Genomic DNA, 24,985 nt, shown 5'->3' on the forward strand with positions numbered 1-24,985 from the left:
TGGTTGCGGAAAGATGGCAGCGTGGATCGGAACACCATCTGGCAGAGCATCGACGAAGAACGCGCGGCCCTGGCGGAGGATCTCGCGGGGCTCGACGAGTTCCAATGGTCGACGCCCTCCCTGTGCGCCGGCCTGTCCGTGCGCGAGGTGCTGGCGCATCTCACCGTCAGCGGCGCGGTATCCGGACCTCGCTGGTTCGCCGGGGTCGTTCGCGCCCGCTTCGACTTCGATCGTCAGGCGGACGACCGCCTGCGGGAACAGCTGGGCGACACGTCCGACGAGACACTGCGTCGCTTCCGGGAGACGATCGGGAGTCGCACCTCACCCCCGCTGCCGCGTCTGGCATTGCTGGGAGAGATCGTGGTCCACGGTCAAGACATCCGCCGACCGCTCGGTCTCGTCCGCGACCACCCGCCCGAGACCCTGACGGCGCTACTGCGCTACTACGCCGGCTCCGACCAAGTCGTCGTCGCGAAGAGTCGGGTGCATGGGCTTCGGCTGGAGGCGGTCGACACCGCCGCCGTCGTCGGCGACGGGGAGATCGTGCGTGGCCGCACCCTCGCACTCATCATGGCGATGACCGGTCGCAGCGTGTTCTGCTCGGAACTCGACGGCGCCGGTGTCGAGCGCCTGCGATCGCGCTCCGCATGACGCGACGGGCGACCGAGTCATCCATCCCGAGCGGTCGCGCAGGATCGCTACCGATCCTCAGGCCCCCGCACCACCCCTGGCGACCCCGGCGGCACACCGCTAGGGTCGGGGACGGTCCCGATCCGGGATCGTCGAACGACGAACGAGAGGTGTGCAGGATGGCGAAACGACCAGGGGGAGTGACCATCGTCGCGGTGATCGTCTGGATCCAGGGCTTCTTGAGTGCCCTCGGCGGCGCGCTCCTGATGATCGGTGCGAACACGCCGAACGGCAACCTTCAGGGGATGAACGTCGTCGGCCTCGTGTCGCTGATCCTCGGGATCATCACCATCATCGTCGGCGTCGGCCTCCTGCGGGGGAGCAGCGTGGCGAGGGTGCTCACGACGATCGTCCTCGTGCTGTCGATCGCAAGCGCCGTCTACGCGATGGTCACCACCGGCAACGTCGCGACGCAGATCATCAGCCTGCTGCTCGCGGTCATCGGCCTCATCCTCCTCTACACGAAGGCCGCATCCGACTACTTCCGCTCGGCCTGAGCAGCGGGCACAGCCCTCTGCCGTCACGATGTCCACTTCGCCCGCAGTCGCAATCCGCCCCTACGAGGCGTCTGACGAATCCTCGTGGGTGCGATGCCGGGCGCTCGCTTTTCTGACGACCCAGTACTACGACGACGTGTGGCCTCGCCGCCCGGATGTGTCTGCACCGTCGTTCGGGCTGGTCGCGGTGGATGGGGAGGGGCGCGTGATCGGCTTGCTGGACGTCAGCATCGACGCTGAGGCCGCGACGATTCACTCGATCGCGACGCATCCCAGTCACCAGGGCGCGGGGATCGGCACAGCTCTCCTCGAAGCAGCTGTGGGGCGGCTGGCCGATGGGGGTGTCTCGAGTATCGACGCGTGGACCCGGGAGGACCCGGCCGCGAACGGCTGGTATCGGCGCAACGGCTTCTCCGAAACGTTCCAGTACCTGCATGTACACCTGGAAGACGGGGATGATGCCGAGGGATTCACGACTCCGCCCGGGTTCAGCGGTCCGGTCCGCGCGTTCGTCCATGCAGGCATCGAGCGCGAGCAGGAGCTCAGGGAACGCTTCGCTCGGGTGTACGTGTGCCGCCAGTATGTTCGGGATCTCTCCGACGGAACGTCGATCGAGGCTCGCGTCGAGGGTGCTGGTTAGGCTCTGGGGATGACTCAGGACTTCGCAACGCTGAACGCCCACGCCATGGAGGTCGCCGCCGCCTACGACGATCTCAGCACGACGCGGATCGGACGTCCGTGGACGAACCAGGAGGTCGCCCTCGGATTCGTCGGCGACGTCGGCGACCTCGCCAAGATCGTGATGACGCTCGATGGGACGCGTCGCATCGACGGCATCGGACTCGAACAGCTCGAGCACGAACTGTGTGACGCCATCTGGTCCTGTCTCGTGCTCGCCGACCGGTTCGGGATCGACATCGGCGAGGCGTTCCCCCATCAGATGCAGGATCTGGTGCAGCACGTGTCCGAGCTCCGCGCCGACGAAGCGGGCACTGACTCCGCGAAGCCCGCTGGCTAGACTCGCGACATGAGCGACGACAGCACGGCCAGCACCGATGACGGCGAGTCCTTCGGCGTCGAGCCCGGCACCTACCGGCACTTCAAGGGTGCGCGGTACGAGGTCATCGGCGTCGGACGCCACAGCGAGACGGAGGAGCCGTACGTCTTCTACCGGACGACCACGACCCCGCCGACGTCGTGGGTGCGACCGCTCGCGATGTTCGTCGAGACCGTCTCACGCGACGGCTACGAGGGACCGCGCTTCGCCCGCGTCGAGAAGGACGCTGACTGACCACGGAGGAGCACCGCATGACCGACACCCATTACACACAGCCCGACCCGGCCGACGAGCGCGACCTGTTGGTCGAACGCATCATCCACGCGCCGCGATCGGCCGTTTGGGCGGCGTGGATCGATCCCGCGACGCTCGGGCAATGGTGGGTGCCGGCGCCAGCGGTGTGCCGGGTGGTCGAGATCGAGCTGCGCCCCGGCGGGGCGTTCCGCACCGAGTTCAGCGAGGACGGCGTCGACTTCGTGCCGCAGATCACCGGATGCGTGCTGGAGGTCGTTCCGGAGCAGCGACTCGTCTGGACGACGGCGCTGACCGCAGGATGGCGGCCCGCCGAGCAGCCGTTCATCACCGCCGTGATCGACCTCGCCGACCACCCCGACGGCACCCGCTACCGCGCGACCGCGCTCCACAGCGGGGTCGCCCAGCGCGACGAACACCTCGAACTCGGCTTCCACGCCGGCTGGGGGATCGTCACGGAGCAACTCGCCGCGCTGGTGGAGCAGCGCTGAGCTAGCCCTCCGGTCACGCCGTCTCCGTGGCGGCCGATGCGCCGGGTTCGGGCGTCAGGATCATGCCGCCCGGCGTGTAGGAGGACTCGAGCAGGGCGCGCACCCACGCCTGGTTGACCGGAGGCTCGGGCTGCGCGAACCGGAACTGCAGCGGGACATCGCTTGTGATCCAGAGACTGGCCCGCCCGCCGCCCTCGACGGCCCCCTTCGTCCACTCGACGAAGAAGGACTCCCGACGACGCAGCTTGCTCCCGATCGCCGCCCTGAGGTGGGCGAGCACGCGGTCGTCGAAGTCGTAGTGACTCCCGGCACCGTAGATGAGAACGCCCATGCAGTGATTGTGCCGCATCGGCCCCGCCGCACCGCTCGGCGACGCCCCGCCGCTCCACGTAAACTCATGGGATGCCGAGTCCGACCCCCGCACCCGCACCCTTCGCCCTCCGCCCGGCGCTCATCCCGGGCATCATGGGCGCGGTCGCGCTCATGCTCGGCCTCGCGCTGCTCGAACTCGACGCCTTCACGATCGTGTTGTTCGTGGTGAGCATCCTCGCGCTCATCATGGCCGTGTTCGCCTGGCAGGCCAAGCAGCCGCTCTGGATGATCCCGACGCTGCTCGTCGCGATCGTGTGGAACCCGGTCCTCCCGCTCCCGTTCGGTGGCATCCCCTGGATCATCGCGCAGTTCCTCGGTGCCGTCGTGCTCGTCGCCGTCGGTGTCCTGCTCGAGAACAAGCACGCCGCCCCGCCCGCCTGACCGGAAATGTTTCGGGAACGCCTGCGGGTCGCCCCGGCTCTGGCAAGCTTGCGCTCATGACGCTTGAACGCAACTGGGCCGGCACGCACACCTTCGCAGCGCCGCGGATCGTGAACGCCACGTCGATCGACGAGGTCCGCGCACTCGTCGCGGAGGCCGCCAGGACGGGCACGCGGGTCCGCGCCCTCGGCACCCGACACTCGTTCACCGACCTCGCCGACTCCGACGGCACGCTCATCACGGTGCTCGACATCCCCGCCGACCCGGTGTTCGACGAGGCCGCCGGTTCGGTGACGATCGGAGCCGGGACCCGCTACGGGATCGCCGCCGCGTGGCTCGCCGAGCAGGGCCTCGCCTTCCACAACATGGGCTCGCTCCCGCACATCTCCATCGGCGGCGCGATCGCGACCGGCACCCACGGTTCCGGCAACGACAACGGCATCCTGTCTTCAGCGGTGAGCGGCCTCGAATACGTCGACGCCACGGGCGAACTCGTCCACGTCCGTCGCGGGGATCCCGGTTTCGACGGCCTCGTCATCGGGCTCGGCGCCTACGGCATCGTGGTGCGCGTGACGGTCGACGTGCAGCCCGCCTACCGCGTGCGCCAGGACGTCTATCGCGACGTCCCGTGGGACGCCGTCCTCGCCGACTTCGAAGGCGTCACCGGTGGTGCCTACAGCGTCAGCATCTTCACGAACTGGCTCGGCGACACCGTCGAGCAGATCTGGTGGAAGACCCGCCTGGCCGTTGGTAACGACGAGCTGCCTGTGGTCCCGGAGTCGTGGCTCGGCGTGCAGCGTGACTCCCTGACCGCCGGCAACCTCGTCGAGACGGACCCCGACAACCTCACGTTGCAGGGTGGTGTCCCCGGCGACTGGTGGGAGCGGCTGCCGCACTTCCGGCTCGAGTCGACGCCGAGCAACGGCGACGAGATCCAGACCGAGTACTTCATCGACCGCGCCGACGGACCCGCCGCGATCACGGCCCTCCGCGCGCTCGGCGACCGCATCGCCCCGCTGCTGCTCGTGACCGAACTGCGCACGGCGGCGCCCGACAAGCTCTGGCTGAGCGGTGCGTACCACCGGGAGATGCTCGCCGTGCACTTCACCTGGCGCAACCTGCCCGAGGAGGTTCGGGCCGTGCTGCCCGCGATCGAGGAGGCCCTCGCGCCCTTCGGTGCCCGCCCGCACTGGGGCAAGCTCAACCTGCTGACCGCCGAGCGCATCGCCGAGGTCGTGCCGCGGCTGGGCGACGCGCGGGACCTCTTCGAGGAGTTGGACCCCGCCGGGACCTTCTCGAACGCGCACCTGGAGCGCATCGGGGTCCGTCTGCCCCGGTAGCGGGTGCCGATGGCTCGGGTGCCAGCGCGGTGCGCCGGCGTGAGCGCGGGGTATCGGGTGTCAGCGCGGTGCGCCGACGCGAGCGCGGAGGAACCGGCGTGGGCGCGGGGTAAACGTGTGAGCGCGGGTCTCCGGAGACCCGCGCTCACGCGTGTGGCCCGCGGTGACGTCAGCGCACCGCGCTGGCGCAACCCCGTGGTCAGTCCTCGACTCGGATGCCGAACTGCTCGGCGAACATCGCCGCGAGCTCGCCGACCTGGAACGGGGTCATCGTCGCGCCCCGCAGATGCTCGATGCCCGCGATGCGACGCAGCTCGAGCGTCCGGAGGTCGACGTCGGTGAGCCTCGCCCGCGTGACGTCGAGACTGTTGAGGGTGCAGTCGACGAACCGCACCCGGGTGGCCGTCGCATCGGCGAGGTCGAGTTCGTCGATCGTGCAGTCCTCGAACAGGACGTCCTGCAGCACGGCCCCGCGCAGGTTGACGAACCCGAGCTTGCACCCGGTGACCCGCACCGACTGCCAGTTCGCGTCGTAGCAGTCTGCGGAACCGACCCGGGAGCCCTCCAGCTCGACGTCGCGCAGCCGACTCCGTGGAGCGAGGAGGATGGGCGCGTCCCACCGCTCGAGCCGGGAGTCGAGGAAGGACGCCGCACGGAAGTCGGTCTGGTCGGCTCGAATGCCCGCGAGCGAGGACTCGGAGATCGTGATGCCCGAGAGGTCACGGTGCGACAGGTCGAGGTCGGCGAACCGCAGGCCTTCGACGCTGTCGTGCGCGTCGAGGGCGGCCTCGTCGCCGTCGGTCAATCCGATGAGCCGGACGGGGTCGAGCCGTGGTGCCGTCGTTCCGGTGCGTTTCGCCATGCCGTGTGCTCCCGATGCCCGTGCGTGATGGGGTGATCCGGCCAGCCTACGGGCGGCCGCCGACGGGCTTCCGAGCCACCGCTCAGCTCGTTGTGAACCGACCGGGGAGGAACGGCAGGAGCGGTGCATGGTAGACGAGCGACGTGTCGACGTCGGCTGTCAGCGTGGTCCGGGCCGCACCGTACCGCCAGATCCGGTTGTAGAGGAAGACCTCGAAGGAGACGTCCGTCCCGCCGACCTGCCAGCTCCCCGTGCCCCACTGCGCCGGCTGGCCGCGCCCGTCGAACACCACCGTCGGACGCTGGAAAGCGCCGTACCAGGGACGTCGGAGTGTCACTTCGACGCGATGCTGCGTCGGCGACGGGTCCTGGGTGACTTCGCTGCTCATCGGCCCAGCCTAGGCCGAGCGGCGGCGTTCCCGTGGTGCCGGCGCAGGTGGGACGGCCTTCGCCGCGATGACGTCGGCGTCGGCGATGACGACCGGTCCGCGCTTGGTCTCGACCGTGCAACCGGTCGCCGACCGCTCGACGAGCTCACCGAGGGCATCGGTCGCACCCGCCTCAGCGCCCTCCGGCAGTGCGAACCGCACGACGACCCGCGAACCGAGCGGGGCCTCCCGGAGGAAGCGGACGGCCGCCGGACCGATCATCGCCTGGTCCTCGACCACGACCGAGACTCGAAGTTCACCAGGAGCTCGGGCGGTAGTCCTTGAGGAAGACGCCGAAGAGGTTCTCGCCGGCCTCACCGCGGACGATCGGGTCGTACACCCGCGCCGCGCCGTCGACGAGGTCGAGCGGGGCGTGGAAGCCCTCCTCCGCCAGTCGTACCTTGGTCGGGTGCGGGCGCTCGTCGGTGATCCAGCCGGTGTCGACGCTCGTCATGAGGATGCCGTCGGTCTCGAACATCTCCCGCGCGCTCGTCCGGGTGAGCATGTTCAGCGCGGCCTTCGCCATGTTCGTGTGCGGGTGGCCTGGACCCTTGTACCCGCGACCGAAGACGCCCTCCATCGCGGAGACGTTGACCACGTAGGTGCGCGGGAAGTCGGACGCCGCCATCGAGGCGCGCAGCCGACTGATGAGGATGAACGGGGCGGTCGCGTTCGCCAGCTGGACCTCGAGCATCTCGATGGGCTCGACCTGGTCGACGTTCTGCACCCAGCTGTTGCTGTGGTCGACGTCGGGCACGAGTCCGCCGGCGTCGATCGCGGTGCCGGCGGCGAGGCGTTCGAGCGAGGACGACCCGGCCGTCATGGCCGCCTCGGTGAGGGCGTCGGCCTTGGCGGCCGCAGCGGCGAGGATCGGGTGTGCGGACACCGACGCCGCGAGCGACAGCGGGTGTGCGTCGTTCGTGTGGCCGAAGGTGACGAGCTCGGGCAGTGGGCCGTCGGGCAGCGGAGCGAGCTCGGCGTCGACGAGCGGCTGGTACGCGCCCTTCGTGCGGCGGACCGTCTGCGCGGCGTTGTTGATGAGGATGTCGAGCGGGCCCTGCTCGGCCACGGAGTCCGCGAGGGCGATGACCTGGGCCGGGTCGCGGAGGTCGATGCCGACGACGCGCAGGCGGTGCAGCCACTCGGCGCTGTCGGGGAGCGCGCTGAAGCGGCGGACGGCGTCGCGTGGGAACCGCGTCGTGATGGTGGTGTGGGCGCCGTCGCGCAGGAGCCGCAACGCGATGTACATGCCGATCTTCGCGCGGCCGCCGGTGAGGAGGGCGCGCTTGCCGGTGAGGTCGGTGCGGGCGTCGCGCTTCGCGTGGCTCATCGCCGCGCACTGCGGGCAGAGCTGGTGGTAGAAGGCGTCGACCGTCGTGTACGGCTGCTTGCAGATGTAGCAGTTGCGCGGCACCAGCAGTTCGCCGGCGGTCGGAGCGGTCGTGGTGGTGGCGAGCGGGATGCCCCGCGTCTCGTCGTCGATGCGGTCGGGGGCGCCCGTCGCGGTGGCGGCGATCACGGCGCGGTCGGCGTCGGCGATCCGGGCCCGACGGTCGAGCCGGCGCTCCTTCTTGACCGCCTTGAACATCTTGGCGGTGGCGCGGCGCACCTGGAGGTAGTCGGGGTGCTCCTCGTCCATCGTCGCCATCGTCTGGAGGACGCGGAGCGTGACCTCGAGATCGGTGGGATCGATACCCGCGTCGTCGCCGGGAGCGTGGTTCGCAGGCTCGTCGTGGGGGAGAGAGGTCATTGCTTCATTCTACGAGCCGCCGGACGTGCCTCGGTCGGTGCTGTGGTCAGCGCGGGGCGCTGGACCGACCGCGACCCACACGCGTGAGCGCGCCCCTCCGGAGGGGCGCGCTCACGCGGGAGACCGGCGCTCGCGTCAGCGCACCGCGCTGGCCCGAGGGAAGGGTGTCCGTCGTGCGTGAGACCATGGGGCGATGACTCCCGAGCCCGCACCACTGGTCGACGTGGCCGACCTCGTCCGGCTCGTCGGGCGGGTGGCGTTCGACCGCGGCCGGGTCTACGCGAGGGACGGTCGAGTCACTGCTGCCGACTGGGACCCCGACAAGCGTCGGCTCCACGGGATCGTCGAAGGCTCCACCGACGTCCCGTACGCCTGCATCATCGACCTCGGCGACGACGCCGGTGGCTTCGCGAAGATCGAGGGCAGCGCGTGCTCCTGCCCCTTGCGCGGTGACTGCAAGCACATCGTCGCGACCCTTCTCCAGAGCAATTCGGCCCATCTGCGAGCGGAGGGGCGCTCCGACCGGTGGGTGGCCCCACAGCGGCCGCCTTCAGCGAAGGAGGCGTCCTGGCGTTCCGACCGCCGTTGGACAGCGCCCATCAACGACCCCGTGCTCGACGATCCGGCCGAGCACCAGCCGATGTACGCCCTCGACGAGCTCGACGACCTCCCCGCCTCCTGGCGTCCGGAGGCGGAACGGCGAGCAGCGCGATGGACACCGAGTCCGCAGACGCCGCCGGCGCCGCCCAGCTGGCGGAACCGACTCGACTCCCTCGCCGGCGACGCCGGTCGCGCCACGGCACCGACGGCCATGGGCCTGCAGTTCGAGGTCCGCGAGAGCATCCCGCGCACCGCCGAACGCTGGCGCGGACCGACCTCCCGCACGGCCGACGGCCCGCCCGAGCCACGGCACCCCCGCCGCATCGCCGTCCGACCCGTGGTCAAGAAGGTCGGCGGCGGCTTCGTGAAGTCGACGATCTCCTGGACCTCGTTCACGCACCAGGGCCACCGGCTGTCGCTCGATCCTGCACACCAGCAGTGGTTCACGCAGTTCCAGGCGCTCCTGCGTGCCACCCGGCCGCCAGCCGGGGCCTACGCCGGCGCCGGCGACTCGGACTGGCTCGTCCTCGACGACTTCGGCAGCCCCGTCCTCTGGCATCTGTTCGAGGAGGCGGCCCAGCTCGGGATCGAACTCGTCGGCACGCGCAAGGGCACGGTCACCCTCGGCACCACAGCCGCCATCCGGCTGGACGCTGCGCACGACGACGAGGGCGTGGTCCTCCGATCCGTCGTGACGATCGACGGCACCGACGTCGACGCGGCCACGAGCGGCGCCCTCGGCGACCACGGGCTCTACCACTACACGCTCGAACCCCAGCAGGCGATCGTGCTCGCCCCGCTCGCCGAACCGCTGACGGACGAGGCCCGTGGACTCCTCGGACCGGGCGAGCCCGTCGTCGTCCCCGAGGCCGAGGTGCCGGAGTTCCTCGAGCACTACGTCCCACGACTCCGCCGCAGCATCTCGCTGAGTTCGACGGACGGCACCGTGGCCCTGCCCGAGATCGTGCCACCGGTGCTCGTGCTCACGGCGTCGTTCGAACCGAAGCAGACCCTGCGCCTCGCCTGGTTCTGGCAGTACGCCCCGGCGCAGCGCGTGCCGATCGGTGGCGGCACGCCGGCGCTCGCCGCAGGACGACCGCTCGTGTCGACGGTGCCGAACGGCGCTCCCGTCGACGCCGCCACTGGAGGTGCGACCGCCGAGGTCCTGCGCGACGAACGTGCCGAGCGGGCCATCCTCGACCGGGTCGGTGCCGCCATCGCCGCCGCAGCGGAACCGGAACGCCGGGCGCTCGCCGCCGGATCGTTCGACGAGCTGACGACCCCGGGCGTCTGGCCGCCCAGGCCGCAGGTCCTGACGGAGTTCGACGCGGCACTCGTCACCGAGCGCACCCTCCCCATCCTGGAATCGCTCGACGACGTCCTCGTCGAGGTGTCCGGCGACCGCCCCGAGTACCGGGAGCTCACGGGCACGCCCCACATCTCGGTCACCACGGTGGAGACGGAGCAACGCGACTGGTTCGACCTCGGGATCGTCATCCACATCGGCGAGTACAGTGTCCCCTTCGAGCCCCTCTTCAAGGCCCTCTCGAAGGGGCGCACGAAGCTGCTCATGGTCGACCACACCTACCTCTCGCTCGAGCACCCCGCCTTCGACCGCCTGCGCGAGCTGCTCACCGAGGCGGCCGCGCTCAAGGAGTGGGAGACGAAGCCGAGCATCAGTCGCTACCAGGCGAGCCTCTGGGCCGACTTCGAAGACCTCGCGGACGAGACCGAGCAGGCTGTCGTCTGGCGCGAGGCTGCCGCCGGACTCAACGCGATCGACGCGGTCCCCGACACCCCCTTGCCGTCGGGACTCCAGGCCGACCTCCGGCCCTACCAGTCCGAGGGCTTCCGCTGGCTCGCGTTCCTGTGGCAACACGGACTCGGCGGCATCCTCGCCGACGACATGGGGCTCGGCAAGACGCTGCAGACCCTCGCCCTCGTCGCCCACGCGCGCGAGACCACCGGCACCACCGCGCCGCCGTTCCTCGTGGTCGCCCCGACGTCGGTCGTCTCCAACTGGGTCGCCGAGGCCACGCGCTTCGTGCCGGACCTCGTCGTCCGCAGCATCACGGCCACGCAGGCGAAGGGCAGCGCGTCGATAGCCGACCTCGCGGCGGGCGCCGACATCGTGGTCACCAGCTACGCGCTCTTCCGGCTCGACGCACCGGCGTACCAGGCGGTCGAGTGGTCGGGGCTCATCCTCGACGAGGCGCAGTTCGTGAAGAACCACCGCGCCAAGCTGCACGAATGCGCGGTCGACCTCCGCGCACCCTTCAAGCTCGCGATCACCGGCACGCCCATCGAGAACACGCTCATGGAGCTGTGGTCGCTGCTGTCGATCGTCGCGCCCGGGTTGTTCGCGTCGGCGCCGCGTTTCACCGAGCACTACGTCAAGCCGATCGGGAAGGGCCTCGACTCGAGTCGGCTGCAGACCCTGCGCCGACGGATCCGTCCGCTGCTCATGCGCCGGACGAAAGAGATGGTCGCGCCCGAACTGCCGCCGAAGCAGGAACAGGTGCTGCGCATCGAGCTCGCACCGGCGCATCGCAAGCTCTACGACCTCGTCCTCCAGCGCGAACGACAGAAGCTCCTCGGACTCGTCGACGACCTCGACCGCAACCGGTTCATCGTGTTCCGCTCGCTCACCCTGCTGCGCATGCTGAGCCTCGACGCGAGTCTCATCGACGCCGAGGAGCACGCGGGCATCCCCTCGAGCAAGCTCGACGCGCTCCTCGAACAGCTCGACGACGTCGTCGCCGAGGGGCACCGGGCGCTCATCTTCAGCCAGTTCACGAGTTTCCTCGGTACCGCCGCGCGTCGGCTGGAGGAGCAGGGCATCGCCTACGAATACCTCGACGGATCCACCCGCCGTCGGGGTGAGGTCATCGACCGCTTCCGCACCGGTGACGCCCCCGTCTTCCTCATCAGCCTGAAGGCCGGTGGGTTCGGTCTCAACCTGACCGAGGCGGACTACGTCTTCCTGCTCGACCCGTGGTGGAACCCGGCAGCCGAGGCGCAGGCCATCGACCGCACGCACCGCATCGGCCAGACGGAGAACGTCATGGTCTACCGGCTGGTCGCCGCCGACACGATCGAGGAGAAGGTGATGGCGCTCCAGGCGAAGAAGTCGGAGCTCTTCGCCGCGGTCCTCGACGACGATGCGGTCTTCAGTCAGGCGCTCACCGCGGAGGACATCAGAGGCCTGCTCGAATAGCCGCCCGGCACCCACGACCGCCGTCGGGATAGGGCCGGTCGAGCGACCGATAGCCTGATCGCTATGGAACTCGGGGTGTATGCGGTCGTCGGTATCGCGGTGATCGTCGCCGTCGCGGCCTTCTCCCGCAAGCTCGGCGTCGCCGCACCGATCATCCTCGTGATCGTCGGTGTCGGGCTCTCGTACCTCCCGGGCGTCCCGGAGATCGAGGTCGAACCGGAACTCGTGCTCGACGTCGTCCTGCCGCCCATCCTCTACGCCGCGGCGATCAGCGTCCCGATCATGGACTTCCGCCGGAACCTCGCCACCATCACGAGCCTGTCGGTCGTGCTCGTCATCGTCACCGCATTCGGTGCCGGCTTCCTCCTCTTCAGCCTGCTGCCCGACCTCAACCTGGCCGCCGCCATCGCCCTCGGCGCGATCATCAGCCCGCCCGACGCGGTCGCGGCGACCTCCATCGGACGCCGTCTCGGGCTCCCGCCCCGCCTGTTGACGGTGCTCGAGGGCGAGGGGCTCGTGAACGACGCGACCGCGCTCGTGCTCCTCCGATCGGCGAGCGCTGCAGCGGCCGGCGGCATGCTCACGCCGTGGGCGACGGTCGGCGACTTCGTCTACGCGGTCGTCCTGGCGATCATCGTCGGTTTCATCGCCGGGTACGTCACCGTCTGGCTGCGGTCGAAGCTCAACGACTCCGTCCTCGACACCGCGATCTCCATCGCCGTCCCGTTCGTGGCGTTCATGCCGACCGAGGCGCTCGGTGGGTCCGGCGTGCTGGCCGTCGTCATCGCCGGCTTGTACACGGGGCACGCGAGCTCGGCCGCGTTCTCGGCGCAGGCACGCATCAGCGACCGCATCAACTGGCGGACCATCCAGTTCCTGCTCGAGAACGCCGTGTTCCTCCTCATCGGACTCGAGATCCGCACGCTCATCGGCGCCGTCGACGCCGAGATCCTGTCCGTCGAGGAGTCCATCGGGATCGGTCTGGTCGCGACGGCCGCGCTCATCGCGCTGCGGTTCCTGTGGGTGGGGCCGCTCGTGGTCGGGCTCCGCGCGCGGGAACGCTGGGCTGAGCGGCAGACCCTGCAACGGTGGCTGTCGATGGGGTACTCGGAACGGTTCCCGAGACAGAACCGCCGCTGGCACCGGCGGCGGCGACGGGAGCGCGCCTATGAGCGGCAGCGCGCCGACCTCGAGCAGTTGCGGCTCGAGCAGATCGACTGGCGAGGCGGCGTCATCCTCAGCTGGTCGGGCATGCGCGGCGTCGTGACGCTCGCGGCCGCACAGTCGCTGCCGCAGAGCACCCCGTACCGCGAGCAGCTCGTCCTCATCGCCTTCACGGTCGCCGTCGTGACGCTCGTCGTCCAGGGCGGCACGCTGCCGTGGCTCATCCGGTTGCTGAAGGTGCAGGGGATCGACGAGTCCGAGGACCGCCGACAGCTCGCGACCCTGCTCGACGAGATCAGCTACGCGGGCATCAGCGTGCTGGAGGATCCGGCCTCGGCGGTCGGTATCGAGGAGGAGATCGACCCCGATCTGCTCGAACGCGTCCGGCAGTCGACGTTCCTGCGGGCGGAAGCCGCCTGGGAACGCTCGCGCGAGTCGGTCTCGCCGAGTGAGACGCACGCCGAGACACCGCACCGGCTCTACCGCCAGCTGCGCCTCGCCGTCGTGCAGGCCGAGCGTGAGCGGCTTCTCGACGCCCGGGCACGCGGTGCGTACCCGTCGCGCATCCTCGCCGAGGCGCAGACGATGCTCGACATCGAGGAGACGCGCCTGCGGCCGCCTCGCGCCGACCACTGAGGCTGGGTGACTTTTCTCAGGAGTCCTCAGGCGCGCCGCCCGGGAAACGGACCGACGCGCCGGCGAACTCCTGAGAAAGGACCGATGCGGTCAGGAACTTCCGCCGGGGTTGGTGATGTTCGCGACGCGCTCCGCCTCGCGCTCGGCGGCGGCGTCGCGTTCGGTCTCCGAGCCGGGGTTCGTGATGTCGGCCTCGCCGCTCGCCGCCGGGTCGTCGGCGGCGACGTCCGGCCCGGGGTTCGTCGTGGACGCCACGCGCTCGGCTGCCGCGTCGTCGACGGCCTCGTCGTGCGGGCCCGGGTTGTTGATGTCGGCGTTGTGGTCACTCATGGGGTGCTCCTTCCGAGATCCGCCTGGGGCGGTCTCCGTCTCGCGCATCGTCGCGCTGATCCGCTCTCACGGTAGGTCCGTGGGCAGGTGGCTGCAAGGGGTGGCGCCGGCCGATCAGACGCGAGCGGCGAAGGCGTCGACTCCGGTGAGCTCGGCGGAGAGCGCCCAGAGTCGGGCCGCCTCCTCCGGATCGGTCGCGTGGTCGGCGACGCCGGAGGCCGGGGAGACCGCGGTCTCGGCCGGGCCGGCGATGTCGCAGTCCTCGCAGAACACCCCGCCGAGGCCGTCGAGCGACGGCGAGGTCGCGGCCCAGACCTCGGTTGCGGCACCCTGCTCGGGCGACTTGAAGCCCGAGACGAGGAGGTTTCCGTCGGCGTCGACCCAGCCGAGCGCCATCATCTCCTCGCGCGGCAGGTGCCGCTGCAGCGGCGTGAGGATGCCACCGGGGTGGACGGAGAACGCGCGGACGCCCTCCTCAGCACCGAGCGTGTCGAGCTGGAGGGCGAAGAGCGCGTTGGCGGTCTTCGCCTGCCCGTAGGCCTCCCACTTGTCGTAGCCGTGCTCGAACTGGACGTCGTCCCAGCGGATCCCCGAGCGCTTGTGGCCGCTGGAGGACAGCGCGACGACCCGCGATGAGCCGCCCTTCACGATGGCGGGCCAGAGGCGGTTGACGAGGGCGCAGTGGCCGAGGTGGTTCGTCGCGAACTGGAGTTCCCAGCCGGGGCCCACGCGCGTCTCGGGAGCCGCCATGACGCCGGCGTTCGTGATGACGAGGTCGATGCCCCGGCCGGTGGCGAGGAAGCGGTCGGCGAACGCCTCGACGCTCGCGAGGTCGGCCAGGTCGAGTTCGTCGACCTCCACACCGTCGATGCCGGCGAGCTCCTCGCGAGCGGTCTCCGGGCGCCGCGCGGGAACGATGACGTGGGCACCCGCGCCGACCAGGGCACGGACGGCCTCACGGCCGATACCCGAGTAGCCGCCGGTGACGATGGCGAGCTTGCCGGTGAGGTCGATGCCCTCGAGCACCTCCGCCGCGGTGCTCGAGTGGCCGAAGCCGGAACCGATGGGGTGCTGCGGGGTGCGCGTGCGATTGGTCATGCCTTCACGCTACGACTCCGCGGAGGGCGGCGGAACCGGAAGGACCTGGGAAGATGTGCAGCCCTCGACGGTCCGTGGTCGTCGCCGGCCGCACCACCTGGTCTCAGCGGGTGGACAGCACGCGCACGGAGGGCAGTGGGTGGCCGTGCAGCAGCGCGCGGACCTCCTGCAGGCGGCGACGCACGCCCCACATCGTGACCTTCTTGAGCGACTCGGAGACGATGCCACCGCTCATCTTCGACTCGCCCGACACCCGCTCGGTGAAGACGATGGGCGTCTCCACGACCCGGAGCCCGCGCTGCAGCGCCCGCCAGAGGAGGTCGACCTGGAAGCAGTAGCCCTGCGACGCGACGTCGGCGAGGTCGATCCGGCGCAGCGCCTCGCTGCGGAACGCGCGGAACCCACCGGTGGCGTCGGCGACACCGATCCCGAGGGCGAGGCGCGTGTAGAGGTTGCCGCCGCGACTCAGCGCGAGCCGGTGGGCGGGCCAGTTCTCGACGACGCCACCCGGGACCCAGCGCGAGCCGAGCGCGAGGTCGTGGTCGTCGAGGAGCGCGATCAGGCGGGGCAGGTCCTCGGGGTGGTGGGAGCCGTCCGCGTCCATCTCGACGATGACCTCGTAGCCGCGGGCGAGCGCCCAGGCGAAGCCCGCGAGGTACGCCCCGCCGAGCCCGTCCTTCACGGCCCGGTGGAACACGTGCACCTGCGGGTGCTGCTCGGCGAGCTGCTCGGCGAGGAACCCGGTGCCGTCGGGGGAGGAGTCGTCCACGACGAGGATGTCGACCCCGGCGACGGCGAGCGTGCGGTTCACGATCGGCTGCAGGTTGTCGAGTTCGTTGTAGGTGGGGATGACGACGAGGGAGCGGTTCACGTCGGTTCCTTTCGGGTCGTTGGGAGTGGTTCGGAGCGGCCCCCCGACAGGCTCGGGGACCGGGGTGGGGCTCGGGGACCGGGGTGGGGCGGGGCGCGGGGAGCGTCCTACGGTGTCGTGCCGACGAGCGACGCGAAGACCACGTAGTTGTTCGCGTAGGTGTTCGCGGCGTCGTCGAAGGGGCCGTTGCAGGTGATGAGCCGAAGCTGCGCGTCGGGGGTCGGCCCGTAGACCTCCTCGGTGGGGAAGGTCTTCTTCTCGACGTCGATGGCGCGGTCCACGGCATAGGTGGCGGTCGAGCCGTCGGACATCGTGACCGTGACCTGGTCGCCCGCCACGAGCTGCTTGAGGTGGACGAACACCGCCTCACGGAGGGTCGTGTCGAGGTGACCGGCGATGACCGCCGGACCCACCTGGCCGGGCAGGACACCGGCCCGGTACCACCCGGCGTCCTCCCACTCGACGGGCGGCAGGAGGACACCGGACGCGTCGCGTTCGAGCGGTTCGACCGCCGCGTCGACACCGATCGACGGGATCTGCACCCGGCTCACACTCAGCGCGCTGACATCGGCGGTCGGCGCCTGGGCGACCGGGTCCTGCTTCGCGCCGGCGGCGCCACGGTCGGTCGCCTCCGATGAGGTGATGGGACCGTCGGCGGCGTTCGGCGAGGTCGGCGTCTGCCCGGCGTGCGTCGTGGCGCAGCCCGAGAGGGCGAGCGCCGTGAGGAGTGCTCCGGCGGCGGCGAGCATACTGATCGACCGGCGGCGTGCGCGGGTCATGAGGTGGCTCCTTCGGTGAGCGGCGGGCACCCGTCCAGCTCACCGGTCGTGAGCATCATGGGCGCGAGAGCTGCCCAGGCGGCGCCGAAGTAGCTCGGCACCTCCTGCGCGAGTTCGTCGGCGGCGCGGAGGTCGTCCGCCGACTCCGGCAGGTTGCCCACGGCCGCGCGCGCGGCCGCTCGGGCCTGAAGGGCGAGCGGGTGCACGTCCGAGGTCAGCGGTGATCCGCCGAGATCGGTCTCCGCCCGCAGCTCCTTCGACCGAGCGAGGGTCGAGGCGAGACGCGCGGCGGTCGCCTGGTCGGCGGCGTCGCAGGACTCGGCGTAGCGGATCGGGAGCCGGGCCGCGTCGTACCCGTAGCGGACGCTCTGCCCGGTCCCTGCCGCGCCGGGCATGGCGTCGACGGTGCCGTCGGCGTGCACCTGCGCCCAGTCCGGCGGGAGCGGGCTCTCGTCGAGCAGGGTGGTCGTGACCGCTGCGGAACCCGCCTGCAGTTCGGCCCACCGCGGGTCACCCGTCGCCGCACCCAGCACCGAGAAGGCGACGGGGGAGGCATAGGACGGGTTGTACGCGTAGGGCTCGGTCGCTGCGGCCCAGACGCCGGGCAGCAGGATCCGGCCCGCGGCGGTCTCGGCGGTCATGCGGTCCGCGATCACACCGGCGAGCGTGACGCCGGCCTCGGTGAACCGCGGCTCGTCGAACCGGGTGCCGGCGATGACCAGCGCGCGGGCGGCGTCGAGGTCCGCGTCGCTGGCGGGTTCGTCGTCGACGACCTCACCGTCGCTCCACCGCCAGGCGAGCAGTCCGTCGGTACGCTGCAGGTGTTGCTCGGTCCAGTCCCAGATCTCGGTGAAGGACTGCTCGTCCCCGACCCCGGCCGCGACGAGCAGTCCGTAGGCCTGCCCTTCGCTGACCGTGTCGTCACCCTGGTCCCGGCGCACGACGCGGCCGTCGTCGACCCAGTCGGCGAGGAACGCGTCGGCGGCCTCGGTGGTGGTCCGATCCGTGACCGTCGCAGTCGGGTCCGGCTGTCCGTCGGCGTCGGAGGAGCCGGGTGACGCGGCGGTCGGGCCCTGGAAGAGGTTCGCCGGGAACCCGGTCGCCAGCGAGGCGATCACGGCGGTCGCGGTGACCGCGGCGACCGCGGTCGCGGCGATGCCGATCGTCTTCTTGGCGCTCATGGTCAGCTCACCGCCGTCCCGAAGTCGTGCACGAGCCGGGCGAGCTTCGCGTCGAGGTCGTCGAGGACGCCTCGCAGCGTCGACGACTCCTTGGCGAGTCCACCGCCACCGGTCTCCACCGGACCCTCGGGAGCGTCTCCGGCCGCGGAGCTGTCGAGGACGGGCATGAGGGTGACGCCACCTGCGGCGTTGTCGAGCACGAAGAGCGTGCTCACCGTGCCGGGCGCGAGGTTCACGGAGGCTTCGGCCGCCTGCTTGCCGCCGGTCAGCTCGAGATCCCACGGGCCGGCGGGGACGCTCGCGTAGTCGGTCGCCGTGCCGGTGGTGGCGCCCTTCGCGATGGGCATGCCGGTCGAGGTGCTGACGTCGACGCTCTTCACGTCGGTCGACGCCTGGATCAGCCGGATGCGCGCGGCACCCTCGGTCGGACCGGTGAGGTCGTCCTCGAACACCTTCGTCTGCAGGTCCTTGTTGGGACCGTAGGCCGCGACGGTGGCCGCTTCCCCGGCCGTGATGGTCACGTTGGTGCTGATGACCGGCTTCGTGCTGTCGGGCGACCCGGCGGGCACCATCGACACCACGTAGGTGCCGGCGGCCAGGTCGGTGTAGGGGGAGACCTGGCCGTAGGCGACGTCGTCGAGTTCGAACACGGTCGCGCCGCCGGAGAGTGCCGACAGTTTCACGTCGACGGTCTTGGTGTCGGCTGAGAGGTGGCCGACGCGGATCCAGCCGGAGCCTGCAGCATCGGTGGTGGCGGCGCTCGCGGCGGTGGTGCCGAAGCCGATGAGTGCTGCCGTCGCGACGGCGGCGAGGCCGCTGAGGGCGAGTCGCCTCGTGGTGGTGGTTCGCATGGTGGAACTCCTGTTCTTCGGGTGGTTCGGGGGTTCGGATGGTTCTGGCGTCCGGCTCGAGCCGGTGCTCGGGAAGCCGGTCAGCGGACGACGTCGGGTTCGACGACCGAGTAGGTGACCCGCACGCCGGCCGCCGTCTCCTCGACGCGGTCGGCCGCGTAGTCGCCCTGGATCGAGCGGATGGAGTCGGCCAGACGGCTGTCGCCCGCCTCGGTGCCGGTGCGGAGCACCATCGTCCGGCGCACGTCGCCCGTCTCGCCGTCGAGCACCGGGGTGCTCTCGAGCCGGACCGGCGTCGTGGCGAGCACCTGTCCGAGGGCGAGCAGGGCGCGGGAGTCGAGCTGGCCGTCGCTGACGGTCTGCGCGGCCTCCGCCGAGACGCTGAGCGAGGGGTTCAGCAGGAGCTGCGCACCGAGGGCCGCCCGAGCCGCCGTGCGTCCGGCAGCCTGCTCGGCCGCCGCGTCGAGACCGTCGGCGTCGATGCGGCGGACCTCGACGGCCTGCGTCCCGGAGCCGAAGGTCGCGACGAGCTCGGAGTTGTCGATCGCTCCCTTCACCTCGGGGAAAGTGGTCGGGAAGGTCCGCATCGAGTCGGTCGTGACGATGTAGTCGGCGTCGCGCCAGCCGTTGGGCGACTGGGCTTGGACGGCGGAGTCGGTGTCCATCTTGTAGTACCAGATGACGTTGTCCCGGTCGAAGCCGCTCTCGACGAGGTCGACCCACATCGCGTCGTCGACGATCACGCGGGACTCCTTCGGCACATTGGTCTGGACCCACTGCTGGGCCTGCCGGACCGGCTTGTCGAGGTCGGCGAGGAGGAAGCCGCGGAGCTGGGTCGCCGTGTTGGGGACGGCGACGACGGCTGCCGCGAGCACGGCGGCGACCCACACGGCTCCGGCCGCACGTCCGCCGAGGAGACGACGACGCGGCGCTCCCGCCTCGACGGTCGAGCGGCGACGGAACCGGCGGATGGCCGCGCCGGTCACGCCCATGATGAGGATCGTCATGAACGGCAGCAGCATGATGACGTAGGGCACCGGCAGGTACCCGCCCGGACGCAGCATGAAGAGGCCGAGGAAGACGGTCATCGCGGCGATGACACGCAGTCGCGAGATGAAGAGCCCGGCGACGGCGGCCACCGCTCCGGCGACGAGGAGTGCCGCGTCCAGCTGCCACCACATGCTCAGGGTCTTGGCCGACAGGCTCTCGGGGTCGAAGAGGGAGCCGCTGGCGACGCGCGATCCGAGCTGGAAGAACACGCCGCCGAGGAGGCTCACGCGGTCCGGGCCGGGGACGAGTTCGCCCTTGATGGCGGCGAAGAGCACGTAGGTGAACCCGATGACGACGACGATGGTCGCAGCGACCGGCAGCGTGTACCGGCGGGTCTCCTTCCGAGCCGCGCGCCACATGGTCCAGGCGAGGAAGGGCAGAGCGAGCAGGAAGGTCTCCTTGCTCAGCACGGCGATGCCGAACGCGGCGGCGGAACCCGCGAAGCCGACGAGCTGGTGCTTGCGGCTCGTCGCGAGGATGAAGGCGCCGAGGAGCCAAGGCACCGCGACGTTGTCGAGGTAGACGGTGCGGTGGAACTGCACCGCGAGTGGCGAGATCGCGAACACGAGTGCGGCGACGGCGGCCATGGCCCGGCTGAGGTGCAGGCGGCGGGCGAGGACCCACACGAGCACGACGGCGATGAGCGTCGCGACCAACATGGCCTCACGTGCCGCGACCACGGCGATGTCGTAGCGGTCGAACGCGCCGGTCAGCCCCGTGTAGGCCGCGATCTGCAGCCAACCGAGCGGCGGGTGGTCGTACCAGTAGGTGTAGTGGGCGAGTTCGCCGAGCTTCAGCACGCTCCACGCCTGGGCGGTGTAGGTGCCCTCATCGTCGATGCGTTGCGGGGATCCGCCCAGGTTCATCGCCTGCACGACGGCGGCGATGGCGAGCACGGGCAGGAGGAAGGCCAGGGTGCGACCGTGGCGCGAGAGCCAGCGGCGCACGACGCCGGGGCCTCGCTGCGTCGGTGGTCCGGAGGCGAGCCAGCCGAGGCGGTCGCTCTCCAGATGGAGCTCTGGTCGGCCGGGGGCTGCCGGTCGTTCGAGGATGCCGGTCATCGGGTTGCTCCGTTCTGGAGGACGAGCTCGGGTGCGCGGTCGGGCAGGTCGACGGAGACGGGAGCGGCCTCGGTGGCCTCGGCGACCTCCTCGCTGCGGTGGGCGCCGGTGTGCTCCGTCTTCTCCCAGGAGTGGTCGCCCTTCCACTCGCGGAAGACGGAACGGACGGCGGCCAGCCCGAGGAAGATCTGGTACGGGAAGGTGCCGAGGATCAGCCGGGCGTAGTCGCGGAAGCGGACCTTCTGGCCGTAGAGGCGACCGAACTCACCGAGCCCGGAGGCCTCCACCGCGAGGGTGACGATCGTCGGCGCGAGTGGGATGAAGGTGAGGAGGGCGATCGGCGCGGGCACTTTCGCGAACAGCACCAGCAGGACCGAGACGGGGATGAGGAGGCCGGTCGCCGCCTGGAGGAACGGCATCGAGAGCAGGTAGCGGGCGAACATGCGCTGACGGAACGTCGGCAGCTTGCGCCACTCGCCCTTCTTCAGGACCTGCAGGAAGCCCTGGTTCCAGCGCGTGCGCTGCTTGTACAGCGACTGCAGGGTGCCGGGCGTCTCCTCGCGGGTGACGACCTCCGGGCTGTACGCGACGACGACCGTCGCGCCGGCACTCGAGAGCCGGACGCCGAGCTCGCAGTCCTCGGCGAGGCAGCCGTCGTCCCAGCCCTCCGACCAGTCGAGCCAGGTCTTCTTGACGAACACCGTGTTGCCGCCGAGCGGGATGAAGCGGGAGTCCGCGTGGAAGTGCAGGCGCGACCGGAACCAGAAGTAGTACTCGAGCACGTTCCGGAGCGACCACCAGCTCGACTGGAAGTTCATGAGCTGGACGCCGCCCTGGACGACGTCGGCGCCGCTCTCGGTGAAGCGGGAGTCCACGAGCGTGAGCAGGCGCGGATGCACCTCGTCCTCGGCGTCGAACACGCCCACGACGTCGCCTCGGGCGATCTGCAGCGCCCGGTTGAGGGCCTTCGGCTTGTTCTTCGGGACGCTGTCGTCCACGACGACCTTGATGAGCTCGGGGTGGCGGGCGGCGGCCTCGCGGACGACGCGTTCGGTCCCGGGGTCGTCGTGGCCGACGATCGCGATGATCTCGAAGTCGGGGTGGTCCTGTTCGGCGAGGCGGTCGAGGGTCTGGCCCATGACCTCCTCCTCATGCCGACCGGGGACGAGCAGGGTGAAGGAGTGCTTCGCCGGCAGCGGGACTGCGGCGAACCCGGTGTTCTTCAGGTGGCCGGTCGACCGCCAGGCGTGGAGCATCCAGTAGAGCGTGGTGACGGCGATGATCGTCAGCGCGGCGGCGAACAGCAGCATGGTGCCGTAGCCGAGCCATTCGCCGATGCTCCAGGAGCCGGGGTCGGCCGCCGACGCCGGGTCCACCAGGGTCCCGCGGTTCGGCAGCGGTTCCACGGGTGCCGCGGGCTGCGGGGTCAGCAGGGGAGCGGGCTCGTCCGCGGCGGCGAACGGGCGGGAGGGGATGAGCGCGAGCGCTCCGAGCAGCGGTGCGAGTGCGGGTGCCATCAGGACAGGCCTCCAGAGGTCGGCAGTGCGTGGGTCGGTGCGGATCGACGGCGGGTCGTGGTGCGCGGTGCGGCGGCGGGTGCCGGTGCGGCCGGGCTCGAGACGGGCGCTTCCTGCGTCGTCGTGCTCCGACGGCGACTGGTCGCCGACTCGGCGGGCCGGAAGACGACGAACCGGTAGGCGAGGAAGCGGAACACCATGCCGAGGACGAGTCCGACGCCGTTGCCCGCGATGTTGTCGGCGAGCGGCGTGGTGTAACCGAGGACGTAGTGCGAGACGAAGAGACACCCTGCGGCGATCCCGAGGCCCAGGACGTTCATGAGCGCGAAGAGGGCGCCTTCCTTCCACACCGCGCGGCGGTGCTCGGTCCGGAACGTCAGCGCCCGGTTGCCGAGCCACGCGACGATCGTGGCGACGGCGACGGAGATCACCTTCGCGCCGATCGGCTTGTCGTCGAGCACGGTGAACCGGAGGAGGTTGTACACGCCGACGTCCACGACGAACGCGGTACCGCCGACGAGGCCGAAGGTGACCAGCTGGGAGACGAGCTTGGGGAGACGCAACGGCTGGCGTGCACGGCGGGGACGCGTTCCCGGAGCGATGGATCGTTCGGGGACGGACGGCTGGCTCGGGTGCACGACGGAAGATTCGGGCTTCACGGTCATGCACGCCGTTCGGGGGCATCGCGAACCGCGGTTTGGTCGATGCCGACACCGCCCAGGGTTTTGCCAGGTTCACGAAACAGGGCCGAAATCCCTTGCTTTTCCGCGGAAGTCGACGTACTCGCGAGGCTGTGGGGGACAACACCCCGGCCCCCTGAACTGGGCCTGCGCCCGCCCGTCAACCGGCACGACGGCGATCCCTCGGTCGCCTACGATGGGGGCAACGCCCGGTGTGCTCGGGCGTCGTGTCGCCCTGATTCGCGGGTGCGCGAGGACGACCGGCACAGAGGGAGACATCTGGTGGGAAAGCTGATCTACGGGAGTTCGTCGCGTGAACTCGAACTCGACGACCGGATGCTCGCGCACGTGAAGTCGATCGCGGTCATGAAGCTGCGGCGCAACGAGTCATTCACGATCTCCTGGCCGCGTTCGCTCGAGACCGGAGGCGGACGCGTGACGATCTGGGTGCACCCGTCGATCTCGTTGCAGTTCGAGTTCGACCAGGAGCAGCGACCGGAGCTCAACCGCAGCTGGCTCGAGTCGATGATGCAGGACGCCAACAAGACCGGCGACCTCGCCATCGGTCGCGAAGTCCCCGACATCGACCAGCGGGCGCGCCCGACCAACGTCAGTGAGCCCCGCCCCCGGAAGTCCTCCGCGTGAGCGACCGGGTGATCGTCCTCACCGGTGCCAGCGATGGCATCGGTGCCGCGGCCGCGAAGGCGTTGACGGACGCGGGCGAGCAGGTCGTGGTGGTCGGGCGGTCACCGGAGAAGACCGCAGCCGTCGCGCAGCGGATCGGGGCTGACTCGTTCATCTCCGACTTCGCCGAACTGGCGCAGGTCCGGCTGCTCGCCGAACAGCTCCTCGAGCGGTACTCGCGGATCGACGTCCTCGCGAACAACGCCGGCGGCATCTTCGGTGCCGACCGCCGGGTCACGGTCGACGGCCACGAGCAGACGTTCCAGATCAACTACCTGGCACCCGCGCTCCTCACCCATCTCCTGCTGGCCCGCCTCGTCGAGTCCGAGGCGACGGTCATCAACACCTCCAGTGTCGCCAACCGCCTGTTCGGGAAGCTCGACCTCGACGACCTCGACGCCGAACGGTCCTACTCGCCCACGCGCGCCTACGGCAACGCGAAGCTGGCGCAGATCCTCTTCACGAAGGAGCTCGACCGCCGGTACGGCCCGCGCGGCCTGTCCGCCGCGGCGTTCCACCCGGGGGTCATCTCGACGAACTTCTCCAGCTCACCCGACGGCGCGATGCGGTTCCTCTACGCGAACCCGCTCGGGCGTCGCCTGCTGAACACCCCCGAGGAGGGTGCCGACACCCTCTTCTGGCTCGCCGAGAGTCAGCCGGGCCTCGACTGGACCTCGGGCGGCTACTTCGTGAAGCGGAAGCCCGCGCGCACGAACAAGCTCGCCGACGACGTCGCCCTCGCCCGCGGGCTCTGGGAACGGACCGAGGAGCTGCTCGCCGAGCACCGCTGAGCGGTTCCGTCGGTTCGCCGCCGCGGCTCCCGCGCCACCCGGCCCGGGTGACGGGAGCCTAGGCTGGTGGGATGCGATGGAACGAATGGACGACGGCGCTCGTCGTCGCCGGGGTCCTCGCGCTCGCCGCGCTGCTGATGCTCCTGGTGCTCGGACCCGAGGCGCCGGTCGTGTGGGGACTCGTCTCCGGCGTGCTGCTCGCCATCGTCGTCGGTGCCATGGCGTTCGTCAAGCGCGAGCGCTGACCGTTCCGGTCGCCGCCCTTCGACAGGCTCAGGGACCGGAAGGGCCCGGTCACTGAGCTTGTCGAAGTGCCAGAAGGGACCTCCCGATCCTGTCCAGGCCTGGGCGAGTCG

At 70.5% G+C, this 24,985-nt stretch carries 27 protein-coding genes; 13 read left to right on the forward strand and 14 right to left on the reverse strand.

Annotation, left to right across the window (positions count from 1 at the left end):
* Positions 1–21: 21 nt before the first annotated feature.
* The 6 genes from QRN19_RS02250 to QRN19_RS02275 all read left to right on the forward strand — a co-directional run bounded on the left by QRN19_RS02250 (position 22) and on the right by QRN19_RS02275 (position 2,987).
* Positions 22–651 carry a maleylpyruvate isomerase family mycothiol-dependent enzyme gene (locus tag QRN19_RS02250; RefSeq protein WP_285024977.1) on the forward strand — a complete coding sequence of 210 codons (630 nt, stop codon included), beginning with the start codon at positions 22–24 and terminating at the stop codon, positions 649–651.
* A gap of 158 nt (positions 652–809) precedes the next feature.
* Complete coding sequence (locus QRN19_RS02255; protein WP_285024978.1) at positions 810–1,187, forward strand: hypothetical protein; 378 nt, start codon at positions 810–812, stop codon at positions 1,185–1,187.
* Positions 1,188–1,215: 28 nt separating this feature from the next.
* Positions 1,216–1,827 carry a GNAT family N-acetyltransferase gene (locus tag QRN19_RS02260; protein WP_285024979.1) on the forward strand — a complete coding sequence of 204 codons (612 nt, stop codon included), beginning with the start codon at positions 1,216–1,218 and terminating at the stop codon, positions 1,825–1,827.
* Positions 1,828–1,836: 9 nt separating this feature from the next.
* Complete coding sequence (locus QRN19_RS02265) at positions 1,837–2,205, forward strand: nucleoside triphosphate pyrophosphohydrolase family protein (protein ID WP_285024980.1); 369 nt, start codon at positions 1,837–1,839, stop codon at positions 2,203–2,205.
* A gap of 9 nt (positions 2,206–2,214) precedes the next feature.
* Complete coding sequence (locus QRN19_RS02270) at positions 2,215–2,478, forward strand: DUF1653 domain-containing protein (RefSeq protein WP_285024981.1); 264 nt, start codon at positions 2,215–2,217, stop codon at positions 2,476–2,478.
* 17 nt (positions 2,479–2,495) lie between these two features.
* The gene (locus tag QRN19_RS02275; protein WP_285024982.1) at positions 2,496–2,987 is read left to right on the forward strand and encodes an SRPBCC family protein; all 492 of its coding nucleotides are present in this window, start codon (positions 2,496–2,498) and stop codon (positions 2,985–2,987) included.
* A 13-nt stretch (positions 2,988–3,000) separates the two neighbouring features.
* Here the strand turns inward: QRN19_RS02275 and QRN19_RS02280 are convergent, their stop codons facing one another.
* Positions 3,001–3,318: a DUF7882 family protein gene (locus QRN19_RS02280; RefSeq protein ID WP_285024983.1), complete on the reverse strand. Its 318-nt coding sequence runs from the start codon at positions 3,316–3,318 to the stop codon at positions 3,001–3,003.
* Positions 3,319–3,389: 71 nt separating this feature from the next.
* Between QRN19_RS02280 and QRN19_RS02285 the strand changes: the two genes are divergently transcribed.
* Entirely contained in the window at positions 3,390–3,740 is a 351-nt protein-coding gene (locus QRN19_RS02285) for a DUF6804 family protein (RefSeq protein WP_064294309.1), read from the forward strand.
* 56 nt (positions 3,741–3,796) lie between these two features.
* Positions 3,797–5,080, forward strand: a complete 1,284-nt coding sequence (locus QRN19_RS02290) for an FAD-binding protein (protein ID WP_285024985.1) — start codon at positions 3,797–3,799, stop codon at positions 5,078–5,080.
* Positions 5,081–5,279: 199 nt separating this feature from the next.
* Here QRN19_RS02290 and QRN19_RS02295 read toward each other — a convergent pair whose 3' ends face one another.
* The 4 genes from QRN19_RS02295 to QRN19_RS02310 form a co-directional block, all read right to left on the reverse strand.
* Positions 5,280–5,942, reverse strand: a complete 663-nt coding sequence (locus QRN19_RS02295; protein ID WP_285024986.1) for a pentapeptide repeat-containing protein — start codon at positions 5,940–5,942, stop codon at positions 5,280–5,282.
* A gap of 82 nt (positions 5,943–6,024) precedes the next feature.
* Positions 6,025–6,330, reverse strand: coding sequence for a hypothetical protein (locus QRN19_RS02300; RefSeq protein ID WP_285024987.1), 306 nt, complete (start codon positions 6,328–6,330; stop codon positions 6,025–6,027).
* Positions 6,331–6,339: 9 nt separating this feature from the next.
* Positions 6,340–6,609, reverse strand: a complete 270-nt coding sequence (locus tag QRN19_RS02305) for a putative acetyltransferase (protein ID WP_285024988.1) — start codon at positions 6,607–6,609, stop codon at positions 6,340–6,342.
* A gap of 16 nt (positions 6,610–6,625) precedes the next feature.
* Positions 6,626–8,119 (reverse strand): SDR family NAD(P)-dependent oxidoreductase, encoded by a 1,494-nt coding sequence (locus QRN19_RS02310; protein ID WP_079705193.1) that lies wholly within the window; start codon positions 8,117–8,119, stop codon positions 6,626–6,628.
* A gap of 193 nt (positions 8,120–8,312) precedes the next feature.
* Here QRN19_RS02310 and QRN19_RS02315 point away from each other — a divergent pair, with 193 nt between their 5' ends.
* Both QRN19_RS02315 and QRN19_RS02320 read left to right on the forward strand, forming a co-directional pair.
* Positions 8,313–11,936 (forward strand): DEAD/DEAH box helicase, encoded by a 3,624-nt coding sequence (locus QRN19_RS02315; protein ID WP_285024991.1) that lies wholly within the window; start codon positions 8,313–8,315, stop codon positions 11,934–11,936.
* 63 nt (positions 11,937–11,999) lie between these two features.
* Entirely contained in the window at positions 12,000–13,736 is a 1,737-nt protein-coding gene (locus tag QRN19_RS02320; RefSeq protein WP_285024992.1) for a cation:proton antiporter, read from the forward strand.
* 90 nt (positions 13,737–13,826) lie between these two features.
* Here QRN19_RS02320 and QRN19_RS02325 read toward each other — a convergent pair whose 3' ends face one another.
* The 9 genes from QRN19_RS02325 to QRN19_RS02365 all read right to left on the reverse strand — a co-directional run bounded on the left by QRN19_RS02325 (position 13,827) and on the right by QRN19_RS02365 (position 23,133).
* Positions 13,827–14,066 (reverse strand): hypothetical protein, encoded by a 240-nt coding sequence (locus QRN19_RS02325; protein WP_285024993.1) that lies wholly within the window; start codon positions 14,064–14,066, stop codon positions 13,827–13,829.
* A 114-nt stretch (positions 14,067–14,180) separates the two neighbouring features.
* The gene (locus tag QRN19_RS02330) at positions 14,181–15,164 is read right to left on the reverse strand and encodes an SDR family NAD(P)-dependent oxidoreductase (protein WP_285024995.1); all 984 of its coding nucleotides are present in this window, start codon (positions 15,162–15,164) and stop codon (positions 14,181–14,183) included.
* 103 nt (positions 15,165–15,267) lie between these two features.
* Positions 15,268–16,035: a polyprenol monophosphomannose synthase gene (locus QRN19_RS02335; protein WP_285024996.1), complete on the reverse strand. Its 768-nt coding sequence runs from the start codon at positions 16,033–16,035 to the stop codon at positions 15,268–15,270.
* A gap of 107 nt (positions 16,036–16,142) precedes the next feature.
* A complete protein-coding gene (locus QRN19_RS02340; RefSeq protein WP_285024997.1) occupies positions 16,143–16,814 on the reverse strand; it encodes a class F sortase in 672 nt (223 codons plus the stop codon).
* A complete protein-coding gene (locus QRN19_RS02345) occupies positions 16,811–17,995 on the reverse strand; it encodes a glycosyl hydrolase family 8 (protein ID WP_285024998.1) in 1,185 nt (394 codons plus the stop codon). Before QRN19_RS02345 ends, QRN19_RS02340 begins: the two co-directional genes overlap by 4 nt.
* A gap of 2 nt (positions 17,996–17,997) precedes the next feature.
* The gene (locus QRN19_RS02350; protein ID WP_285025000.1) at positions 17,998–18,846 is read right to left on the reverse strand and encodes a DUF4397 domain-containing protein; all 849 of its coding nucleotides are present in this window, start codon (positions 18,844–18,846) and stop codon (positions 17,998–18,000) included.
* 80 nt (positions 18,847–18,926) lie between these two features.
* Positions 18,927–20,957 carry an ArnT family glycosyltransferase gene (locus QRN19_RS02355; RefSeq protein ID WP_285025001.1) on the reverse strand — a complete coding sequence of 677 codons (2,031 nt, stop codon included), beginning with the start codon at positions 20,955–20,957 and terminating at the stop codon, positions 18,927–18,929.
* Complete coding sequence (locus tag QRN19_RS02360; RefSeq protein ID WP_285025003.1) at positions 20,954–22,474, reverse strand: glycosyltransferase family 2 protein; 1,521 nt, start codon at positions 22,472–22,474, stop codon at positions 20,954–20,956. Before QRN19_RS02360 ends, QRN19_RS02355 begins: the two co-directional genes overlap by 4 nt.
* Positions 22,474–23,133, reverse strand: coding sequence for a GtrA family protein (locus QRN19_RS02365; RefSeq protein ID WP_285025004.1), 660 nt, complete (start codon positions 23,131–23,133; stop codon positions 22,474–22,476). The genes QRN19_RS02360 and QRN19_RS02365 overlap by 1 nt, the downstream gene beginning before the upstream one ends.
* Positions 23,134–23,436: 303 nt before the next feature.
* Between QRN19_RS02365 and QRN19_RS02370 the strand changes: the two genes are divergently transcribed.
* The 3 genes from QRN19_RS02370 (at position 23,437) to QRN19_RS02380 (ending at position 24,874) form a co-directional block, all read left to right on the forward strand.
* Positions 23,437–23,799, forward strand: a complete 363-nt coding sequence (locus tag QRN19_RS02370) for a DUF7882 family protein (RefSeq protein WP_085510196.1) — start codon at positions 23,437–23,439, stop codon at positions 23,797–23,799.
* Positions 23,796–24,629: an SDR family NAD(P)-dependent oxidoreductase gene (locus QRN19_RS02375; RefSeq protein WP_285025007.1), complete on the forward strand. Its 834-nt coding sequence runs from the start codon at positions 23,796–23,798 to the stop codon at positions 24,627–24,629. Before QRN19_RS02370 ends, QRN19_RS02375 begins: the two co-directional genes overlap by 4 nt.
* Before the next feature lie 71 nt (positions 24,630–24,700).
* Positions 24,701–24,874, forward strand: coding sequence for a hypothetical protein (locus QRN19_RS02380; RefSeq protein ID WP_285025009.1), 174 nt, complete (start codon positions 24,701–24,703; stop codon positions 24,872–24,874).
* Positions 24,875–24,985: the final 111 nt, after the last annotated feature.

This window comes from Plantibacter sp. ME-Dv--P-122b, from assembly GCF_030209375.1.
Lineage (GTDB): Bacteria > Actinomycetota > Actinomycetes > Actinomycetales > Microbacteriaceae > Plantibacter.

Excerpts from the sequence above, each read along its gene's own strand:
- QRN19_RS02255 (WP_285024978.1), top strand. The coding sequence starts at position 810 with ATGGCGAAACGACCAGGGGGAGTGACCATCGTCGCGGTGATCGTCTGG.
- QRN19_RS02260 (WP_285024979.1), top strand. The coding sequence starts at position 1,216 with ATGTCCACTTCGCCCGCAGTCGCAATCCGCCCCTACGAGGCGTCTGAC.
- QRN19_RS02265 (WP_285024980.1), top strand. The coding sequence starts at position 1,837 with ATGACTCAGGACTTCGCAACGCTGAACGCCCACGCCATGGAGGTCGCC.
- QRN19_RS02270 (WP_285024981.1), top strand. The coding sequence starts at position 2,215 with ATGAGCGACGACAGCACGGCCAGCACCGATGACGGCGAGTCCTTCGGC.
- QRN19_RS02275 (WP_285024982.1), top strand. The coding sequence starts at position 2,496 with ATGACCGACACCCATTACACACAGCCCGACCCGGCCGACGAGCGCGAC.
- QRN19_RS02280 (WP_285024983.1), bottom strand. The coding sequence starts at position 3,318 with ATGGGCGTTCTCATCTACGGTGCCGGGAGTCACTACGACTTCGACGAC.
- QRN19_RS02285 (WP_064294309.1), top strand. The coding sequence starts at position 3,390 with ATGCCGAGTCCGACCCCCGCACCCGCACCCTTCGCCCTCCGCCCGGCG.
- QRN19_RS02290 (WP_285024985.1), top strand. The coding sequence starts at position 3,797 with ATGACGCTTGAACGCAACTGGGCCGGCACGCACACCTTCGCAGCGCCG.
- QRN19_RS02295 (WP_285024986.1), bottom strand. The coding sequence starts at position 5,942 with ATGGCGAAACGCACCGGAACGACGGCACCACGGCTCGACCCCGTCCGG.
- QRN19_RS02300 (WP_285024987.1), bottom strand. The coding sequence starts at position 6,330 with ATGAGCAGCGAAGTCACCCAGGACCCGTCGCCGACGCAGCATCGCGTC.
- QRN19_RS02310 (WP_079705193.1), bottom strand. The coding sequence starts at position 8,119 with ATGACCTCTCTCCCCCACGACGAGCCTGCGAACCACGCTCCCGGCGAC.
- QRN19_RS02315 (WP_285024991.1), top strand. The coding sequence starts at position 8,313 with ATGACTCCCGAGCCCGCACCACTGGTCGACGTGGCCGACCTCGTCCGG.
- QRN19_RS02320 (WP_285024992.1), top strand. The coding sequence starts at position 12,000 with ATGGAACTCGGGGTGTATGCGGTCGTCGGTATCGCGGTGATCGTCGCC.
- QRN19_RS02325 (WP_285024993.1), bottom strand. The coding sequence starts at position 14,066 with ATGAGTGACCACAACGCCGACATCAACAACCCGGGCCCGCACGACGAG.
- QRN19_RS02330 (WP_285024995.1), bottom strand. The coding sequence starts at position 15,164 with ATGACCAATCGCACGCGCACCCCGCAGCACCCCATCGGTTCCGGCTTC.
- QRN19_RS02340 (WP_285024997.1), bottom strand. The coding sequence starts at position 16,814 with ATGACCCGCGCACGCCGCCGGTCGATCAGTATGCTCGCCGCCGCCGGA.
- QRN19_RS02345 (WP_285024998.1), bottom strand. The coding sequence starts at position 17,995 with ATGAGCGCCAAGAAGACGATCGGCATCGCCGCGACCGCGGTCGCCGCG.
- QRN19_RS02350 (WP_285025000.1), bottom strand. The coding sequence starts at position 18,846 with ATGCGAACCACCACCACGAGGCGACTCGCCCTCAGCGGCCTCGCCGCC.
- QRN19_RS02355 (WP_285025001.1), bottom strand. The coding sequence starts at position 20,957 with ATGACCGGCATCCTCGAACGACCGGCAGCCCCCGGCCGACCAGAGCTC.
- QRN19_RS02360 (WP_285025003.1), bottom strand. The coding sequence starts at position 22,474 with ATGGCACCCGCACTCGCACCGCTGCTCGGAGCGCTCGCGCTCATCCCC.
- QRN19_RS02380 (WP_285025009.1), top strand. The coding sequence starts at position 24,701 with ATGCGATGGAACGAATGGACGACGGCGCTCGTCGTCGCCGGGGTCCTC.